Genomic DNA, 18,065 nt, shown 5'->3' with positions numbered 1-18,065 from the left:
ATACTGCGAGAACCCGGGCGACCGTCTCCTGCAGGACGATCGGATCGAGGGGATCCGGAATCGCCGCGGCGCCGCCCGCCCAGGTGGCGAGCCAGTCGTCCTGCTGGCGCGCGGTCAGGAAGATCATCGGGGGGAGCTCATCGATCGTATTGCGGAGCTCGTGCGCGAGCGACATCCCGCCCTCCTTGGTGGTCTCCGCATCGAGGATCAGCAAGGCGAAGTCCGTGGACTCGACGAGTTCCTTGGCGCCGAAGGGAGTGGCGGCCTCGGACCATTCGATGACCGGGGTGTTCTTCGAGGCCCGCAGGCCGATCCCATCGATGACGGCGCGTCGCTTATCGACGTCGCCCGAGAAGACGAGGACGCGGACGGTGTTCTCACTCACTGATGTGCACTCCTGTGGTTCGGCGCCGAGGCACGCAGCGCCCGGCGATCGTGCCCATTGTACGCACGAGCGGGCGGTCCCCGATGAGAGGACCGCCCGCGGCGCTGAAACCCGTCACCGGGCCCGGGACGTCACTGCGCGCGCATGACGCCGACGAGATCGATGACCATGACGGTCATCGGCGAAGCGCCGGATTCCGCCGCCGCGCCCGTGTCCATGACGAAGACGACGCGATCGCCCACATGAGCGCCGACCAGTTCGACCTGATCCGCGGGGACCGCCAGCGGGCCCTGCTGCCATGCAGAGCTCACGGTCGCGTTGTCGCCGAAGACGCCGCCGACGGCCCGGTAGAGGACGTAGTCGCCCGCCTTGATCTCATCGCCGGCGCCGTTGATGATCGTCGTGCGCGAGTCGCCCGCAGGAGCCGCGGCCCCCTCCGTGAAGCTGAGGGTCGGCTCCTTCCCGGCTTCGCCCTCGACGACGATGCCCTCAGGGGCGGTCTCGCCCGAAGGCTGGCCCTTCGACAGGGTCTGCGCATCGGCCTGCGAGCCGGAGGAGGAGGCGAGGACGTCGACGACGAAGACGAGGGTGGATCCTCCGGGAATGGACGAATTGCCCTGATCGCCGTAGCCGAATTCCGAGGGCACCACGATCTCGACGCGATCGCCGACGTGGGCGCCTTCGAGGCCGTAGGTCCATCCGGGGATGACCTGCTGGAGCGAGAAGGTCGCGGGCTTGCCCGTTTCGAAGGAGGACTCGACCTTCGTGCCGTCCCAGAGGGCGAGCTCGTAGTTGACCATCACCGTGTCGGTCGTGGTCAGGGCTTCACCCTTGCCCTCGTTGAGGGTCTTGACGCTGATCTTCGTCGGCGCATCCCCCTTGCCCGCCGAGATCTCCGGATCCTCGCCGAATCCCCCGGTGACATCGGGGAAATTCGCCTTGCCGCTCCGGTCGACTTCAGGCGCGTCGGACGCGGACTGGGCGCTCGACTGATCGGAGGACGCGGACTGGGCGGAGTCGGCGGACGAACATGCCGCGAGCGAGGCCACGAGGGCCATGGACAGGGCGAGTGCGCCGATGCGTGCGCGTACGGTCTTCTTCATCGTCATCTCCTCAGTGGAAGGACTCGCCGCAGGCGCAGGTGTTCGAGGCGTTCGGGTTGTCGATGGTGAAACCCTGGCGCTCGATGGAATCCGCGAAGTCGATCGTTGCGCCGTTGAGGTAGGGGACGGACATGCGGTCGACCACGACGCCGACCCCGTCGAAGTCGCGAACGGCATCGCCGTCGAGCAGACGGTCGTCGAAGTAGAGCTGGTAGATCAGGCCCGAGCAGCCGCCGGGCTGCACCGCGATCCGCAGTCGGAGGTCGTCGCGCCCTTCCTGCTCGAGAAGGCTCTTCACCTTGGCCGCAGCGGCGTCCGTGAGGACGACCTCGTGAGCCGGTGCTTCGATGCCGGTGTCGGACATGATGCTCCAATCGTGCGTACGGTGTTCGTATCGGTCCCACCCTACGTTCGCGATCCGCGCTCTGCCAGGCGGGGCGGGCACGGACGGCCCAGTGGTGAGGGATCCCACCCCGCGCCTTTTCAGCGGGTCCAGGTCCTCGCGATCCTGGATCCGGCTTCTTCGAGATCGACGCGCCCCTCGGTGACGAACTGCCCGTGGAGGCCCCATTCGGCGCGCTCATGGCTCGACAGCGAAGAGCTCTCACCGACTCCCACGACGGGGATCGCCGCCGCGGAGGCGGCGCGGGTGAGGGTGTCGAGCATCGCCTCGGCGAGCCCGGGCGAATGCAGACCGGGCTCGAGGACGAGGGCGAGGTCGCAGTCCTCGACGATGTCGGACAGCGAGGTCGATACGGCGAGGAATGCCGCGGCGTCCACGATCCTCCCCCCGATCGCGGCGATCATGGCGCCAGCTCCCCCGCCGAGCCCCGAACCCGGCATCCGCCCCGGGGCCGCCGCCTCGGAGCTCGCGTCGAGGAGTGGCAGCGATCGGCTCGGCGCCCGCGCGAGCAGCCGGGCGAGCACGAGGGACAGGTCCCGGTCCTGATACGGCCGCGCCTCGAGATCGACGTCGACGGCGAGGACGGAGTCCAGGCCGAGGAGGGGCCGCGAGGTCGAGGCCGCGGCGATGAGGTCCCGCTTCGCGAGCGCCCGTTCGCCCTCGGCGATCAGCTGCGCCACGGCCTCGAGGCGCTCAGCGAGGGGAAGGGCGGACGACGGGAACGGGCACCCGGTGAAACCCGCGAGGAATCCGATCCCCGCATCCGGAGAGCGCACGTTCGCGCCCTCGACGATGGGGGTGGCGCCCCCTTCGAGGATCTCACGGGCCCTCCCACCGGCCCTGAGGGTCGAGGGCTCGTCGACGCCGATCGACACCGCTCGCGCCCTCATCGCCTCATCGGGCAGCGCCTCCTCGAAGGCCGCCCCCGCCCCGAAGGGCAGGAGCGAAACCTCCCAGTCCGGCCGACGGGACGCGAAACCCCGTGCGACCGCTTCGAGGGCGGCGCGGCTCGAGGGCATCGGCGCCCGGGCGCCGGCCCAGTGCCCCGCGATGAGGACGCGTCGGCTCACAGGCGCGGCAGACGGGTCAGGAGCAGCGCCTCCGCGAGGATCGCGCAGCGCAGGTCGGAGATCGACTGCGACTCCTGCTCCGAGTGGGCGTTCGTCATCGGATCCTCGACCCCCGTGACGACGACCTGCGCCTCGGGGAAGAGGCGCTGGAAGTCGGAGATGAAGGGGATGGATCCTCCGACCCCGATATTGACCGAGGGGTGCCCCCAGGCCTCGGTGAGGACCTCGTGGAGCAGGCGCGTGACGGGCGATTCGAGGTCTGCCTGATATCCCGGTCCGAACTCATTGGGGGTCACCTCGACGCGCGCGCCGAAAGGCGCGTGCGACTCGAGGTGCTCGACGAGGCGATCCATGGCCTCGTGGGGGTCGACGCCGGGGACGACGCGCATCGAGAGCTTGAAGCGCGTGTGCGGGGCGATCGTGTTCGAGGCGTCGGCGACCGGCCGTGCATCGAAGCCGATGACGGAGATCGAGGGCTTCGTCCAGGTCCGGGCCGCCAGGTCGCCCGTGCCCGCGAGGCGCACGCCCTCGAGGATCCCGGCGGCCTCGCGGTACTCCGCCTCCGGCCAGTCGACGTCGGCCCTGTCACGACCGCCCAGGCCGGCGACTGCGATGTCACCGGCGTCGTCGTACAGGGAGGCGATGAGCATCGAGGCGAGGGTCACCGAATCGAGCATCGGCCCGCCGAACATCCCCGAGTGCACCGCGTGATCCGACACGGTCACGTCGACGGTCGCCACGGCGTTGCCGCGCAGGCTCGCGGTGACGGCCGGCTCGCCGACCTTCCAGTTGTCGGAGTCGGCGACGACGATGACGTCCGCGCTGAGCTTCTCCTTGTAGGTCTGGAGGAAGTTCGTGAACGAGGGCGATCCGATCTCCTCCTCGCCTTCGATGTAGACGATGACGTTCACGGGCAGATCCGCGCCGAGGGCGCGCAGCGCCCCGAGGTGGACGACGACGCCCGCGCCGTCATCCGAGGCGCCGCGCCCGTACATGCGATCGCCCTCGATGCGCGCGACGAAGGGGTCGGAGGTCCAGCGGGACAGGTCCCCGGTCGGCTGGACATCGTGGTGGGCGTAGAGCAGGACCGTCGGGGCGCCCTCGATCCGCTGCGACCTGGCGACGATGGCCGGCTTGCCGGCGACGCCCTCGGGGGTGTCGACCGACAGGACCTCGGCTTCGAGGCCGATGGCGGCGAAACGGTCGCGGATGTGGATCGCCGAGCGCTCGAGATCGTCGGCGTGAGCCGGATCGGAGGACACCGAGGGGATCGCGACGATCGCGGCGAGTTCATCGAGCAGGGAATCGAAGGCCGCATCGACGCGGGAGGCGATTTCTGATGACGGGAGGACGGAGTCGTGTTTTTCAGTCATGCGGCCAGAGTAGTGGAGCCCGTCAACCGGCGCGCCCGCGATCGACTAGCCTGAAGGGGTTCACAGTCACAGAAGGCACGAGGAGACTCCAGGTGTCCGATTCTCACAACGCCCGCGCCGACCGCACGGGAAAGGGCCGCCCGACCCCGAAGCGCAAGGACGTGCAGGCGCGGAACGCGCGCCCGCTCGTCCCCGCAGATCGTAAAGAGGCGAAGAGGCTGGCCCGCCAGAAGCGGGATGAGGCCTTCGCCCGCGAGCGGATGGCGCTGGAGACCGGTGATGAGCGCTACCTGCCGATTCGGGACAAGGGCAGGATCCGCCGCTTCGTGCGCGATTGGGTGGACGCCCGCTGGTCCCTCTCGGAGTTCCTCCTGCCCCTCATGGTCCTCTTCCTCGTGGCGATGATGGCCTCCTCCTTCGTGAGGTCCCTTCAGACCGATTTCGGCGCGCTCATCATGGTGGGATTCACGATCGGCCTGTACTCCCTGTTCGCCGTGTCGATCATCGAGGGCGTGATCGTCTGGCAGCGCCTGAAGAAGCGGATCGCCCTGCGCTTCCCGAACGATTCGATCCCGAAGGGGACCTGGTACTACACCTATTCGCGCATGATCATGGCGCGTCGTTGGCGCTCTCCGCGCCCCCTGGTGGCTCGAGGCGAGTTCCCCGAGGTCGCCTCGAAGTAGCCGCCGCGCAGCCCCGTTCCGCTCCTCCCCAGGATCCGGGCAGGAGCGCTTGTCCACAGTTCACGGCGCTCGGGCGGGCACCGCGGGCCTCAAGGTGGTCTCCTCTTCCCATAGGGAGAGGAGACCACCTTGTCAGTCGATCTGAGCGCATCGAGTCCGTGCCTGTACGCCCCCTCCGGTTGGACCGATTCCTCGGGGGCCGCGGCGATCCTCGAGCCGTTCCTCGTGCATCCGCGGCCCTTCGCGGACTTCGTCCGTTTCGAGGGGCTGGGGGCGGCCCAGGCCGAGCGGCTCCTCGAGCTCCTTCCCGAGCTAAACCTCGCCGATCGTCAGAACAACGGTCCGCGCGTCGATGAGCTCCTCCGCGCGGCGATGACGCACGGGGGCCTCGCCCTCTCGGGCTACCTCGTATCGGCCCCGCGCTGGGACGAGAGGGTGAGCATCGACGGGCTCTTCGTCCCGGCCCTGCCCGGACTCGCGCCTCCGGATCCCCTCAATCTCCGCGAATCCGATCGCTGGAGCGAGCTCGAAACGGCCCTCGGCCTCGATTCGGCGCGAGGCGCACCCGACGAGTTGAGGGCCCTGCGCCGCGCCTCCGGGGCCCTGTGCTGGTGGCTCTGGTGGGATTGAGACGCATAGAATCGGGGCCATGATCCGTGCAGCGTATTCATGGTTGTTCCGCACCGTCATTCACCGGACGGATCCCGAGTGGGCGCATCACGCGGGCATCCGCGCGATCGGGCTCGCGGGCGACTGCGCGCTGACCCGGCGGCTCATGCGGGCCACGATCGGTCACCTCGACGCCCCTGACGTGGCGAGCATGCCGCGCAAGCGCAAGGTCTACATCGGTGAGCGACTCGTTCCCGGGCGCCTGGGGCTCGCCGCCGGCATGGACAAGGACGCGCGCGCGATTCTGGGCCTCACGGCGATGGGATTCGGCTTCGTCGAGGTCGGGACGATCACGCCGAAGCCGCAGCCCGGCAACGATGCTCCGCGCCTCTGGCGCCTCATGGACGCCGATGGCCTGCGCAACCGGATGGGCTTCAACAACGAGGGCGCCGATACGGCGGCGCAGCGCCTGCGCGCTCTCAGGTCGACGCGCGAGGGACGGGCTGCGATCGTCGGGGTCAACATCGGGAAGAACAAGACCACCCCGGAGGAGCGCGCCGCCGGGGACTACGAGTACTGCGCGACCCTCCTGGCCCCCTGGGCGGACTTCGTCGTCGTCAACGTCTCCTCGCCCAACACCCCCGGGCTCAGGGACCTGCAGTCCGTCGAGCATCTGCGCCCCATCCTCCTCGCCGCGCAGAAAGGCTGCCGCGTCTCGAATCGGGATGTGCCCCTCTTCGTCAAGATCGCGCCCGACTTGGCGGATGCGGAGATCCTCGAGATCGTCGCCCTCGTCAAGGAGCTCGGCATGGCGGGCGTCGTCGCGACCAATACGACGATCGCTCATGATCTCGGCGACGGCGGAGTCTCGGGGGCCCCTCTGCGTCAGCGCGCCCTCGAGGTCGTGCGCCTCGTCGCCGAGCACCTCGATGACGAGCAGGTGCTCATCGGGACCGGCGGTGTTTTCAGCGCCGACGATGCGCGCGCGATGCTCGCCGCGGGAGCGGACCTCGTCGAGGCCTTCACCGCCTTCGTCTTCGAGGGCCCCTCATGGCCGGGCGAAGTCAATCGGGAACTCGCGAGGGGCCGCGCGTGATCATCGCCCTGGACTCCCCCGACCTTTCCGCCGACCCGAAGCTCGCCGACTACACCCGTCTCAAGGATGTTCAACTGCGTTCGAAGCTCGAGCCCGAACGCGGCCTTTACATGGCCGAATCGACCAATGTCATCCTCCGCGCCCTCCAGATCGGTCATCGGCCGCGCTCCTTCCTCATGGCGCCCCGGTGGCTCGACGATCTCGCGCCGCTCATCGAGGAGGCGACGGGGGCGCCGGACGGCGCCGACGTCCCCATCTTCATGGCGCCGGAGCCCCTCTTGGAGGAGATCACCGGCTTCCACCTCCACCGGGGCGCCCTCGCCGCGATGCAGCGCCCCGAACTCCCACCGGTCGGAGAACTCCTCGCGAAGGCCCGCCAGGGCCGTCCCGCGCGCCGGGTCGTGATCCTCGAGGACCTGGTCGATCATACGAATGTCGGAGCGGCGTTCCGCTCGGCCGCGGCACTGGGCGTCGACGCCGTGCTCGTCACGCCCTCGTGCGCCGATCCCCTGTACAGGCGTTCGGTCCGGGTGTCGATGGGGACGGTCTTCCAGGTGCCGTGGACGCGGATCGAGCGCTGGCCCGCGATGGATGAACTGCACGCGGCGGGGTTCACCGTCGCCTCGCTCGCCCTGTCCGACGACTCCGTCCCCCTCGACGAGTTCGTCGCTCTTCCCTGCGTGAGCGCCCCCGATGCGCGCCTGGCCCTGGTGATGGGCACCGAGGGCGACGGCCTCAAGAAGCGGACGATCTCGAACTCCGATGTCGTCGTGAGGATCCCGATGTCCGGGGGCGTGGATTCGCTCAACGTCGCCGCGGCCTCGGCCGTCGTCTTCTGGGCGACCCGGCGCCTCGGAGGCGAGCCCCGCTAAAGCCGGCGCCGTACGGAGGAAGGGCGGTCGGAAGAAGACTTCCGACCGCCCTTCGTCATGATCCGGGCCCTATTCGTCGTTGCCGAGGCTGCGATCCAGCTCGGCGTCGTCGATCTGCGGATCCGGCAGGACCCTGAGCAGGACGACCGAGGCGACGAGACCGCCCCAGACGAGGAGGATCGTGAGAAGCATCATGAAGATCGCGGTGGCGTTCATTCCTCCACTCCTTCCCGGAGGGCGACGGGGTTCGACTCGACGGGGACCTCGGTCCCGGGTCCGTGGGGCGCGTCATCCTCGGCGAGGAGCTCGGCGACCGTCTGGGCCGACACGCCGTGATGCCTCCACGGCAGCAGGGTCAAGATGGCGGAGACGACGAGCGCGAAGGCAACGCACCCCCATCCGAAGATGTTGACGAAGGACTGCGCGTAGCCGCCGTAGCCCTCCTGCACGTACCCCACGATCGCGGAGAAGAGCATGAAGATGAGGACGGCCGGGACGACGAGTCCGACGAGCCCGTCCCACGCCCTGGGGACCTTCACCGTCGAGACGAGGTTGAGGTGGGCGCGCAGGCCCTTGAGCCTCGGGCTGAAGGCGGCTGCGAGCAGGGCCATCGCGACGGCGCCGGACACGACGCCGATGTTGTTGATGAAGTTATCGACGATGTCGAGGTTGTTGAGGCCCGACTTCGTGCCGAAGAGGACGAGGGAGACGATCGCCGCGGGGACGCCGAAGGCGAGGGCCGCGCTCACCGGGCTGAAGCCGAACTTGTCCTGAAGCCCGCCGGAAACGACCTGGAGCAGTGAGAGCAGCGAGGTGACGCCCGCGAGGACGAGGGAGGCGAAGAAGAGGACGCCGAAGAGCGAACCGCCCGGCATCATCGAGACGATCTGGGGGAAGGTCACGAAGGAGAGGATCGGCCCGGTCAGGCCCTCGAGCTCACCGACTGCGACCCCCTGCCCGTGGGCCATGAAGCCCAGGGCCGAGAACACGCCGATGCCTGCGAGGATCTCGAAGGACGAGTTCGCGAAGCCCGCGACCAGGGCCGTTCCCGTGAGGTTGGTCTTCGGCTTGAGGTAGGACGCGTAGGTGAGCATGATGCCGAAGCCGACCGACAGGGAGTAGAAGACCTGCGAGAAGGCGGCGAGCCACACGTGCGGGTCCGAAAGGGAGGCCCACTGAGGGGTGAAGAAGGCGTTGAGGCCTTCAACGGCGCCGTCGAGGAAGAGGGCGCGGACGACCATCGCGACGAAGAGCACGACGAGGAGCGGCAAGAAGATCTTGTTCGCGGCCTCGACGCCCTTGGACAGTCCGCGGCCGAGGATGAGGAGCACGAAGACCCACACGAGGGCGAGCGGGATCGCCACCGCGGCGACCGGGGTCCACGAGAACTCGTCCCCGCCGACGACCTGGAGGAAGTCCCCCGTGAAGAAGCCGAGCGCGTCATCGCCCCAGGACTGGTTCACCGAGTAGATCGTGTACTGGGCCGACCATGCGATGACGGCCGCGTAGTAGACGAGGATGACGAAGCAGACGAGGACCTGGAACCATCCGATGAATTCGCCCCCGGCGCGGATGCGGCGCAGCGCCCACGGCGGTGAACCGCGGAACTTGTGGCCGAGCGAGTAGTCGAGCCACAGCATCGGGATGCCGACGAAGATGAGGGCGACGAGGTACGGGATGAGGAAGGCGCCGCCGCCGTTCGAATAGGCGACGCCCGGGAAGCGCCAGATGTTCCCCAGGCCGATCGCGGAGCCGATGGCCGCGAGGAGGAAGCCGGTCTGACCGGTCCACGTGTCCTGGCGCTTCGGCTGCTGGACCGTTGCTGATGATGTTGACATGGGATTCTCCTTCACAGGATTTCCCAGTCAGGCTAGGCGCTTCGCGCCCGCCCCAGGAAGGGCGTCCATTTCTCAGACGCCCGGTGCGATCAGATCGCGCCCGCGAGACTGAAGAGCCATGCGGTGAGGATCGTGAGGGGCAGCGCCGCGAGCGTCGTGATGATGATGGATCCCTGGGCGATCCTCTCCCCCGTTCGCGCACGCGTCGCTGCGATGAAGGCGTTCTGGGCGGTCGGCATCCCCGCCATGACGGTGACGGTCATGAGCTCCGGGCCGCGCAGGCCGATCAGGGTCCCGGCGCCGAGGGCGATGAGCGGTTGAACTGCGAGTTTGCAGGTGGAGGCGAGCAGGACCGCCGCGGCGTTCGCGGGGAGGATCGGGGCTCTCGAGCCGACCAGGGATGCTCCGAAGGCGATGAGGATGATCGGAGGGGCCGCCTGGCCGAGCATCGATGCGGTCGTCGCGATCGCCTCGGGGACGGGGGCTTTCAGGGCCGAGCAGGCGAAGCCGAGCGCCGCGGCGATGACCATCGGATTCGAATACACGGTTGCGAGGACGCCCTTGAGCGTCGGCGCGCGTCCGGATCCGGCCAGATCCGCGAGGACGAAGAACATCGGCGTGAAGAAGCCGAGCTGGAAGACGATGACCGGTACGACTCTGCTCGCATCGCCCAGGACGTAGACCGCGATGGGAATGCCGATGTAGGCGGCGTTGTTGAGGGAGGCCGACATCGCCCCGAGGACGAGGTCGCCGCGCGAGAGGCGCAGCGCCGGCACGGAGATGAGACTGAAGACGAGGGCGGAGCCGATGCCGCAGACCGCGGCGACGGCGAGGGGAGCGCCGACGACCGTCGCCATGTCCGCTTCGGAGACGGCGTGGAAGAGGAGGGCGGGCGATGCCGCCCAGTACACGACGGAGGTGAGCGCGCGCACGCCCTCGTCGCCCAGGGCACCGAAGCGCCGCAGGAGCCAGCCGACTCCCATGACGATTCCGATCCCTGCGATCGAGGAGATGATGGGGCCCACCCGACCAGCATAGGAGGTGGCCGGGCGAAGGCGCCCCCGGGCCTCACCAGGTGGAGACGACCTCGTCGACGCGCGTCAGGGCGGAGGCGATCGCCATGTGCATGTCGAGGTACTTGTAGGAGCCGAGGCGCCCGCCGAAGAGGACCTTGTCCTCCCCCGCCGCGAGCTCGCGATAGGCCGCGAGGACCTCGCGGTCGGCCGGGCCCGCCACCGGGTAGTAGGGCTCGTCCTCGGCTCCGGCGAATCGCGAGTACTCCCGCATGATGAAGGTGTTGCGCGCGCCTGAGCGATCCCGCTCGGGATGGAGGTGGGCGAATTCATGGATGCGCGTGTACGGCACCGACTGGTCCGCGTAGTTCATCACCGAGCAGCCCTGGAAGTCGGGGGTGTCGACGACTTCGGATTCGAAGTCGAGGGTGCGCCAGGTGAGGCGGCCCGCCTCGTAGTCGAAGTAGCGGTCGAGCGCACCGGTGTAGACGATGCCGAGTTGTCCCACGGTCCTCGACTTCGAGAAGGGGTGGGAGTCGTCGAAGAAGTCGACGCCGGTGCGCACCTCGATCCGGGGGTGGTCGGCGAGGCGCTCGAGCCAGGCCCCGTAGCCGTCCAGGGGGAGCCCCTCGTAGGTGTCGTTGAAATAGCGGTTGTCATAGGTGAGGCGCACGGGCAGGCGCGCGATGATCGCCGGGTCGAGCTCCGTGGGATCGGTCTGCCACTGCTTCGCCGTGTACCCCTTGATGAAGGCTTCGTAGAGGGGCCGACCGATGAGGCTGATCGCCTTCTCCTCGAGATTGGTCGGCGTCTGGCCCGCCAGTTCCCCGGCCTGTTCGGCGACGAGGGCGCGCGCCTCCGCCGGCCCGAGGGCGGCGCGGAAGAACTGGTTGATCGTCCCGAGGTTGATGGGCAGCGGGTAGACCTCGCCCCCGTGATTCGTGTAAACGCGGTGCTGGTAGGAGTTGAAGGCGGTGAAGCGATTGACGTACTCCCACACGCGCTCGTTCGAGGTGTGGAACAGGTGCGTGCCGTAGCGGTGGACCTCCACGCCCGTCTCCGGGTCGATCGAGGACCAGGCGTTGCCGCCGATGTGGTCGCGCCGCTCGATGACGGTCACCCGCATGCCGAGGTCTTCGGCCGCCCTGCGGGCCACCGTGAGGCCGAAGAATCCCGATCCGACGACGAGGAGATCCATGAGGTGTCCTTCCCAAGCGATGTTGTCGTTCATGCTACCCGGAAACGGCTGCTCGGCCCTGCTCCCGTAGAATTGCGCGGGGTGTAGGCGCTGCGGAAGGAGCGGGCAGATGATTCGGATCGGCATCGTCGAAGATGATGCGGTCAGTCGCAAACTCGTCCTCGACTATCTGCGCCGTTACGAGCAGGAGCACGGGGAGGCCTTCGAGGTCTCGGTCTTCGAAGACGGCGCCCAGATCCTCAAGGGGTACCGTCCCCGTTTCGACGTGCTGCTCCTGGACATTCAGATGGGGGCCGTCGACGGAATGACGGCGGCGAAGCGCATTCGTGAGCTCGATGAGCAGACCGTCCTCGTGTTCATCACCTCCTCGCCCCAATTCGCGATCAAGGGCTACGAGGTGGACGCCACTTCGTACCTCTTGAAGCCGCTCCCCTGGTTCGCCTTCGAGCAGGAGCTCTCCCGCTCGATCGCGATCGCGAGGAAGCGGCGGAGCGCCTCTCTCCTCCTTCAATCCGGCCAGGAGGTCTCACGGGTCGACATCGCCGATGTGGTCTACGTGGAATCGGTGAAGCACCGCCTCGAGATCCACACCGTCGACGGGGTCATCTCCGTCGCGGGCACTTTGAAGGAGATGGAGGTCCAGCTCGAGGGCCGGGACTTCTTCCGGTCCAACTCCGGTTATCTGGTGAATCTCGCCCACGTGCGCGGCGTTCGCGATCAGTCGTGCGTCATGACGGGCGGGCATGAACTGCGGATCTCCAGGCCCCGGAAGAAGGAGTTCCTCTCCGCGCTCGCCGCCTTCGCGGGCGGTGTCCGCTGATGTTCGAACCGCTCCCGGACATCCCCCGTCTCTACACGGCCGCCGCCGAATGGAGCGCGGTCGTCCTCTACGTGGTCCTGCTCACGCGCAAGGGGCCCAACCGGAGGCTCGCCATCGGGGCCCCCGTGTCCTTGATCGCCCTCATCGCGATCCAGCTCCTCGCCGGGCGCCTGCCGGATTCACTGTGGATCCCCGGGATGCTCGTCGCGGTCCTGGGGATCCTCGCCTCCGTGAAGCTCCTGTCGGGGGCCCATTGGGTGGCGGCCTGGCACCTCACCTTCCGGGCCTTCATCCTGGCGGAGTTCCTCGCCTCCTTGGAATGGCAGCTCCAGGTGTACTTCCTCCCCCATGTCGATCCGCTCTGCGCCCTCGGCATCGCGGTCATGTCCGCCTCCTACGCGGTGGCCGTCCCCGTCTGGGGCGCCCTGGAGAACCGGAACTTCTCCTCCGAGGAGCCGCTCTCCCTTGAGAACAAGGACCTCCTCATGGGGCTCCTCATCGCCCTCACGACCTTCGCGATGTCGAACCTGTCCTTCCTGTCGACCTCGACGCCCTTCTCGGGCCGCCTCGGACCGGAGGTCTTCTACATCCGCACCCTCGTCGATCTCGCGGGCCTCGCGGCCCTCTACGCCCAGCACGAGCGCATCATGCAGATCCGGGCGAGCGCGGAGGTGGCCTCGATCCAGGCCTCTCTCGACGCTCAGCACACCCAGTACCTGCAGTCGAAGGCCGCCGTCGAGGAGCTCGGACGCGCCCACCACGATCTCAAGCACCAGATCGCGCTCATCCGCTCCGAAGTCGACCCCGAGGCGCAGCGCGCCGACTTCGCCGAACTGGAGGAGTCCGTGAACGCCCTCGGCCATCAGTACCATTCGGGCAACCCGGTGCTCGATGTCATCCTCGCCTCGAAGGCCTCCGCGTGCAACGCCGATTCCATCGATTTCACGGCCGTCGCCGATGGCAAGCTGCTCGGCGCCATGAGCTCGATGGACATCGCCACGCTCTTCGGCAACGCCCTCGACAATGCGATCGAGGCCTCGCGCCGGGTCGAGGATCCCTCGCACCGGATCATCAAGCTCGCGCTTCACGCCATGGGCGAGATGACGGTGATCCGCGTTGAGAACTGGTATTCGGCCGCCGTCGCCCAGGACGAGTCCGGCAACTTCGTGTCCGCCAAGCCCGATCGGCGTCGGCACGGTTTCGGCATCAAGTCGATCCGCTACACGGCGCGCAAGTACGGCGGCGAGCTGTCGACGAGCTTCGACGGCCAGTGGTTCACGCTCACCGTGATCCTGCCGAAGACCTCGGATCCGCTCAGTTGAATCCGAGGATCGTCCGGGCGATCCTGTAGCCGGTCTTCAAGAACCTGTCGGAGCGCCTGCGGATGAGCCGTCCGAGGAGATCGTCTTCGACGGCCCGGGCGGCCGTGGGGTCCTTCGCCTCAAGATCGGCCCACATCCGGTCCTTCATCGCCAGGTGCTCGGCGCTTCCCGACAGGATCGCCATGATCGTGCAGACCACGAAGTTGATCCGCAGGTAGTGGACCATGTACCGGTAGAGGTTCTCGGGCACCGCGTCACGATCGGGCATCGAGTCGACCATGACGGCGTTGACTCGCATCAATTGATCGAGGCGCGAGATCATCACCGGCTCATTGACCGACTGGTCGTCCCGCCCGATGAAGTAGCGGTAAAGATCGACATCGAGGTAGCGGAGCGTGCGCACCCACGGGAGCGGCGCGTGCGAGTAGATGTAGTCGACGTAGAAGGTGTGCTCGGGCAGATGCAGCCCCGACTCGCGCACGAGGGCGGTGCGCATCGTCAGCGAATGCATGAGGATGTACTGGTCGTAGCGGCAGGGCCTGACGTCCTCCCAGCCGATCGTCCGCCCTTGCGGCAGGACGTTCCGGTAGCGGACCGTCGCCTTGTGCGTCTTCCCCTGCTTCTCGTACACGTAGTTCGTGACGAGCAGATCGAGCTCACGCCCCGCGGCGCGCTCATCGCGGAGCAGGTCGAGGACCTTGCGCATGGCGGAACGGTCGACCCAGTCGTCGGAGTCCACGACGCGCACGTGCCCGCCCGTGGCCGCGGCGATCCCGGCGTTCACGGCGCCGCCGTGCCCCTTGTTCTCCTGGTGGATCGCGCGAACCTCTCCGGGATGACGGGCGGCCCACTCATCGGCCATCTCGGCGGTGCGATCCGTGGAGCCGTCGTCGATGATGAGCACTTCGAGTTCGCCGTCGTAGTCGACCAGGGTGGCGAGCGCCCGGTCGAGGTACGCCTCGGAGTTGTACGCCGGAACGATGACGGATAGGAGCGGCGCCTGCGCTGTCATGTCGTTTTCCTTCGATTTCCGTGTCGGCCAAGGGGAACGGGCCTCGGTCCCCTAAGGATACGGGGCGGTCGGCCCTGAACCGAACCGCCCCGCGCCCCCGCGGGCCGATCAGGCCGAAACCTCGGATTCTCGCCCATCCCCGGCGGGGACCTGCTTGAAGATGACCTTGAAGATCGGGAAGAAGACCCAGAAGGAGATCGCCGAGTTGATGATCATGGTGATCACGTCCGCGATCGTCTCCCCGGCGCCGCCCATGGCCGAGGTGAAGAAGGAGTAGATCGGATCCTTGTAGAGCACCTGCAGCGCCGCGGCGACGACCGTGATGACGACGTAGGCGACGAAGTACCAGAAGGCGGCGCGCCACACGGACGAGTTCGACTTGAAGGTGATGCTGCGCTGGGCGAAGAAGTTGATGACCTGCGCGATGAGGAGGGTGATCTCAACGGCGAGGAAGTAGGCGAGCCCCCCTCCCCCGCCGTCCTGGATGGCGCCGGCCGCGTAGTCGAAGAGATGGACCGTCTGGCCGTCGCTCACCCCGATCGGCAGGAACTGGAAGGCCGTGTCCACCATCGGCGTCTTCCCGAAGGCCCATTTGAACGCGGGCATGAGGATGAGTTGGAGGACGGTGACGCCGTTGGAGAGGATGAAGAAGACGATGAACTGGGAGGCCGTCTCATGCTCTTCGGAGAAGTTCTTCCACCACCGGGTGAACGCGTTCATGTGTGTCGTCGCTTTCGCTGTGAGTTCGGGTCGTGCGGCCGTGAGGCCTTCAGTCGTGGGGGGCGTCGAGGCGGCGCAGGGTCGCCCGATTGGCCCTGCGATTGGAGAAGAAGCCCCCGACGAGGGCCCCGAGCCCCTTGAGGTGACGGCCGTTCACGAGGGCGACGAGTCCGTCGACCATCTCGAGCGAGACGAGGCCGTGGCTCATCTTCCCCAGGGCCCGGAAGGGCATGTTGGAGATGAAGTTGATGTTGAGATCGGGGATCCCCGTCGCGTCCGCCTTCGCCTTCTTCTTCGCGAGCACTCGTGCGCCGAAGCGGGCGAGGGGCGAGGCGGCGCGGCTCATCTGGAAGAGCGGGTCCGAATCCTTCAGGGGGCCCGAGTCCGATTCCTCAGGAGCCTCGCGTCCGAGGAGGGCGGCGAATTCGGCGTCGCTCACGTCGGTGACGCGCCCGCTCAGGTAGGCCCCGAGCTCCTCGTTCGGATGAGGCGCCTCCTCCCCCTCGATCGTGATCTGCCCGTCGAGCACGAGGTCTTCGCAGTTGCGGCCGATGCGAATGCGCCACGTGCCGCCCTCGACGCTCCAGGCCGAGCGGGAGGCGTCGAAGTGGCGGAAGGTGTACTCGTCGAAGGGGATGGTGACCGAAGCGGACTGCCCCGCTTCGAGATGGATCTTGGTGAATCCCTTGAGTTCGCGGACGGGTCCCCATACTCCTCCGGGCGATTCGACGTAGAGCTGGGGGACATCCGCACCGGCGCGCTTCGAGGTGTTGGTCACGGTGAAGCTCGCGCCCTCGTCGCTGATGCGCAGATCGGAGTAGGCGAAGCTCGAGTACGACAGGCCGAAGCCGAAGGGGCGGGTCACCGCCGTGCCGGTCGTGCTCGTGAAGCGGTAGCCGACGTAGGGGCCCTCGCGGTACAGCGAGTAGCGGCCCGTGGCCGGGTACCAGGATGAGACGGGCAGGTCCTCGTAGCGGACCGGGTAGGTTTCGGCGAGGCGGCCCGAGGGGTTCACGGCTCCGGTGAGGACGCGCAGCGCGGCGGAGGCGCCCGCCTGGCCCGACAGGGACTGGTGGATGATCGCCTGGGCGCATCCCTCCCAGGGCATCTCCAGCGATGCTCCGGCCGAGAGGACGACGACGATCTTCGCGCCGGTCGATGCGAGTGCTTCGAGGAGCTCCACCTGGACGGCGGGGATGCGCATGTGCGCGCGATCCAGGCCCTCCGATTCGGAGAGCTCATCGAGTCCGATGTAGACGAGGGCGACCTCGGCCCTTCGGGCCAGCCCGACCGCTTCTGCGACGAAGGCGGGGGCGGGCTTGCCGAGGCGGTCGTATCCTGCGGCGTATCCGACTGTGTCGAGCGGGAAGCCGGCGAGGACTCCGAGGGTCGTCTCCAAGGATGCGGGGTTCACCTGGGAGGAGCCGGAGCCCTGGTAGCGCGGGTTCTTCGCCATGTCGCCGATGACGGCGACCCTCGTTCCGGGCGCCAGGGGCAGGAGGTCCTCATCGTTCTTCAGCAGGATGATCGACTCTTCGGCGACGCGCCTGGCGAGTGCGGCGTGCTCCTCGGCGGCGAGGGCGGGGCGCGGACCCCTCGAGGGGGCGGCGAAGGCGATGTCCAGGACCTCTTGAGCCCTGGCGTACACGTCTTCGGCGTCGATCAGCCCCTTCTCGACGGCTTCGACGATGCGGCGGGCGGATTCCAGGCCGGGGGCGGGCATCTCGAGGCTGCCTCCGGCGGCGGCGGCCGCTGCGGCGTCATTCGATCCTCCCCAGTCGGAGACGACCATCCCCTCGAATCCCCATTCCCGCCTCAGGATCGTCGTGAGGAGTTCGGGGTTCTCGTGGGCGTAGGTGCCGTTGACCATGTTGTACGACGACATGAGGGTGCGAGGGCGGGCCTCTTTGACGACGATCTCGAAGCCCGTGAGGTAGATCTCGCGCATGGTGCGCTCGTCGATGATCGAGTCCGAGGCCTGGCGCCGCAGCTCCTGGGAGTTCACGGCGAAGTGCTTGGGGCAGGCGGCGACGCCCTGCGACTGGATGCCCCGCACGAGTCCGGCCGCCATCCGTCCGGCGAGAAGGGGGTCCTCGGAGTAGTACTCGAAATTGCGCCCGCACAGCGGGGAGCGCTTGATGTTGAGCCCGGGTCCGAGGAGGACGTCGACGCCGAGGGCGCGCGCCTCCTGGCCGAGGGCGGCCCCCATCTCCTCGGCGAGTGAGGGGTCCCATGAGGAGGCGACGGCGGCGGCCGTCGGGAAGCAGGTCGCCGGCTCGGAAGCCGCGATCCCGAGGTGGTCGCCGCTGCCGAGCTGGCGGCGGACGCCGTGAGGGCCGTCGGACATCACGAAGGAGGGGATCGAGCGGGCCGGCAGGGCCCTGGAGTCCCATTCGGAGGCGCCGGACAGGAGGGCGGCTGCTTCGAGGAGCGTGAGGTCGTGGGAGTTCACGGCGGTCTTCCCTTCAGTTTCACTTCGGGCGATCATGCCCGTGAGCGGGGATTTCGATGGTGGTGGAGGAGCCGGTCCCCGGGGCGGGCGCAGTAT

Annotated in this window: 18 protein-coding genes; 6 read left to right on the top strand and 12 right to left on the bottom strand. The window is 68.0% G+C overall.

Annotated elements, in window-relative coordinates:
- The 5 genes from ACQY7V_RS06125 to ACQY7V_RS06105 form a co-directional block, all read right to left on the bottom strand.
- Positions 1–385 (bottom strand): hypothetical protein (locus tag ACQY7V_RS06125; RefSeq protein WP_428639371.1); only part of this gene is annotated, 385 nt, incomplete at its 3' end.
- A 131-nt stretch (positions 386–516) separates the two neighbouring features.
- A complete protein-coding gene (locus tag ACQY7V_RS06120) occupies positions 517–1,488 on the bottom strand; it encodes an FKBP-type peptidyl-prolyl cis-trans isomerase (protein ID WP_303772949.1) in 972 nt (323 codons plus the stop codon).
- 10 nt (positions 1,489–1,498) lie between these two features.
- Positions 1,499–1,852 (bottom strand): iron-sulfur cluster insertion protein ErpA, encoded by a 354-nt coding sequence (gene erpA, locus ACQY7V_RS06115; protein ID WP_154477369.1) that lies wholly within the window; start codon positions 1,850–1,852, stop codon positions 1,499–1,501.
- A gap of 119 nt (positions 1,853–1,971) precedes the next feature.
- Entirely contained in the window at positions 1,972–2,961 is a 990-nt protein-coding gene (locus ACQY7V_RS06110) for a glycerate kinase (protein ID WP_428639368.1), read from the bottom strand.
- On the bottom strand, positions 2,958–4,334 hold the full coding sequence (locus ACQY7V_RS06105) for a M20/M25/M40 family metallo-hydrolase (protein WP_303772947.1): 1,377 nt from the start codon (positions 4,332–4,334) through the stop codon (positions 2,958–2,960). Before ACQY7V_RS06105 ends, ACQY7V_RS06110 begins: the two co-directional genes overlap by 4 nt.
- A 92-nt stretch (positions 4,335–4,426) precedes the next feature.
- Here ACQY7V_RS06105 and ACQY7V_RS06100 point away from each other — a divergent pair, with 92 nt between their 5' ends.
- The 4 genes from ACQY7V_RS06100 (at position 4,427) to ACQY7V_RS06085 (ending at position 7,594) form a co-directional block, all read left to right on the top strand.
- Positions 4,427–5,017, top strand: a complete 591-nt coding sequence (locus tag ACQY7V_RS06100; protein ID WP_428639366.1) for a DUF3043 domain-containing protein — start codon at positions 4,427–4,429, stop codon at positions 5,015–5,017.
- A gap of 129 nt (positions 5,018–5,146) precedes the next feature.
- Positions 5,147–5,647 carry a hypothetical protein gene (locus tag ACQY7V_RS06095; protein ID WP_428639364.1) on the top strand — a complete coding sequence of 167 codons (501 nt, stop codon included), beginning with the start codon at positions 5,147–5,149 and terminating at the stop codon, positions 5,645–5,647.
- A 19-nt stretch (positions 5,648–5,666) separates the two neighbouring features.
- Positions 5,667–6,722: a quinone-dependent dihydroorotate dehydrogenase gene (locus ACQY7V_RS06090; protein ID WP_428639362.1), complete on the top strand. Its 1,056-nt coding sequence runs from the start codon at positions 5,667–5,669 to the stop codon at positions 6,720–6,722.
- Positions 6,719–7,594 carry a TrmH family RNA methyltransferase gene (locus tag ACQY7V_RS06085; RefSeq protein ID WP_303778429.1) on the top strand — a complete coding sequence of 292 codons (876 nt, stop codon included), beginning with the start codon at positions 6,719–6,721 and terminating at the stop codon, positions 7,592–7,594. Before ACQY7V_RS06090 ends, ACQY7V_RS06085 begins: the two co-directional genes overlap by 4 nt.
- A gap of 69 nt (positions 7,595–7,663) precedes the next feature.
- Here ACQY7V_RS06085 and ACQY7V_RS06080 read toward each other — a convergent pair whose 3' ends face one another.
- From ACQY7V_RS06080 to glf, 4 genes are all read right to left on the bottom strand, one after another.
- A complete protein-coding gene (locus tag ACQY7V_RS06080) occupies positions 7,664–7,810 on the bottom strand; it encodes a methionine/alanine import family NSS transporter small subunit (RefSeq protein WP_184452881.1) in 147 nt (48 codons plus the stop codon).
- Entirely contained in the window at positions 7,807–9,432 is a 1,626-nt protein-coding gene (locus tag ACQY7V_RS06075) for a sodium-dependent transporter (protein ID WP_303772943.1), read from the bottom strand. The genes ACQY7V_RS06080 and ACQY7V_RS06075 overlap by 4 nt, the downstream gene beginning before the upstream one ends.
- A gap of 89 nt (positions 9,433–9,521) precedes the next feature.
- Positions 9,522–10,457, bottom strand: coding sequence for an AEC family transporter (locus ACQY7V_RS06070; protein ID WP_428639359.1), 936 nt, complete (start codon positions 10,455–10,457; stop codon positions 9,522–9,524).
- 43 nt (positions 10,458–10,500) lie between these two features.
- Entirely contained in the window at positions 10,501–11,643 is a 1,143-nt protein-coding gene (glf, locus tag ACQY7V_RS06065) for a UDP-galactopyranose mutase (protein ID WP_428639357.1), read from the bottom strand.
- A 109-nt stretch (positions 11,644–11,752) separates the two neighbouring features.
- Between glf and ACQY7V_RS06060 the strand changes: the two genes are divergently transcribed.
- The gene (locus tag ACQY7V_RS06060; protein WP_320772302.1) at positions 11,753–12,463 is read left to right on the top strand and encodes a LytTR family DNA-binding domain-containing protein; all 711 of its coding nucleotides are present in this window, start codon (positions 11,753–11,755) and stop codon (positions 12,461–12,463) included.
- Entirely contained in the window at positions 12,463–13,785 is a 1,323-nt protein-coding gene (locus ACQY7V_RS06055) for an ATP-binding protein (RefSeq protein WP_428639353.1), read from the top strand. The genes ACQY7V_RS06060 and ACQY7V_RS06055 overlap by 1 nt, the downstream gene beginning before the upstream one ends.
- Here the strand turns inward: ACQY7V_RS06055 and ACQY7V_RS06050 are convergent.
- The 3 genes from ACQY7V_RS06050 to ACQY7V_RS06040 form a co-directional block, all read right to left on the bottom strand.
- The gene (locus tag ACQY7V_RS06050; protein WP_154477357.1) at positions 13,778–14,797 is read right to left on the bottom strand and encodes a glycosyltransferase; all 1,020 of its coding nucleotides are present in this window, start codon (positions 14,795–14,797) and stop codon (positions 13,778–13,780) included. The two genes, ACQY7V_RS06055 and ACQY7V_RS06050, sit on opposite strands and share 8 nt — an antisense overlap.
- Positions 14,798–14,905: 108 nt before the next feature.
- Entirely contained in the window at positions 14,906–15,517 is a 612-nt protein-coding gene (locus tag ACQY7V_RS06045) for a hypothetical protein (RefSeq protein ID WP_277298236.1), read from the bottom strand.
- A 49-nt stretch (positions 15,518–15,566) separates the two neighbouring features.
- Positions 15,567–17,969: a glycoside hydrolase family 3 C-terminal domain-containing protein gene (locus tag ACQY7V_RS06040; RefSeq protein WP_428639351.1), complete on the bottom strand. Its 2,403-nt coding sequence runs from the start codon at positions 17,967–17,969 to the stop codon at positions 15,567–15,569.
- Positions 17,970–18,065: the final 96 nt, after the last annotated feature.

The sequence above is a fragment of the Schaalia sp. genome, assembly GCF_050312375.1.
Taxonomy (GTDB): domain Bacteria; phylum Actinomycetota; class Actinomycetes; order Actinomycetales; family Actinomycetaceae; genus Pauljensenia; species Pauljensenia hyovaginalis.
Note: the sequence above shows the minus strand (reverse complement) of the source record. Positions and strands in the feature narration are given on the sequence as shown.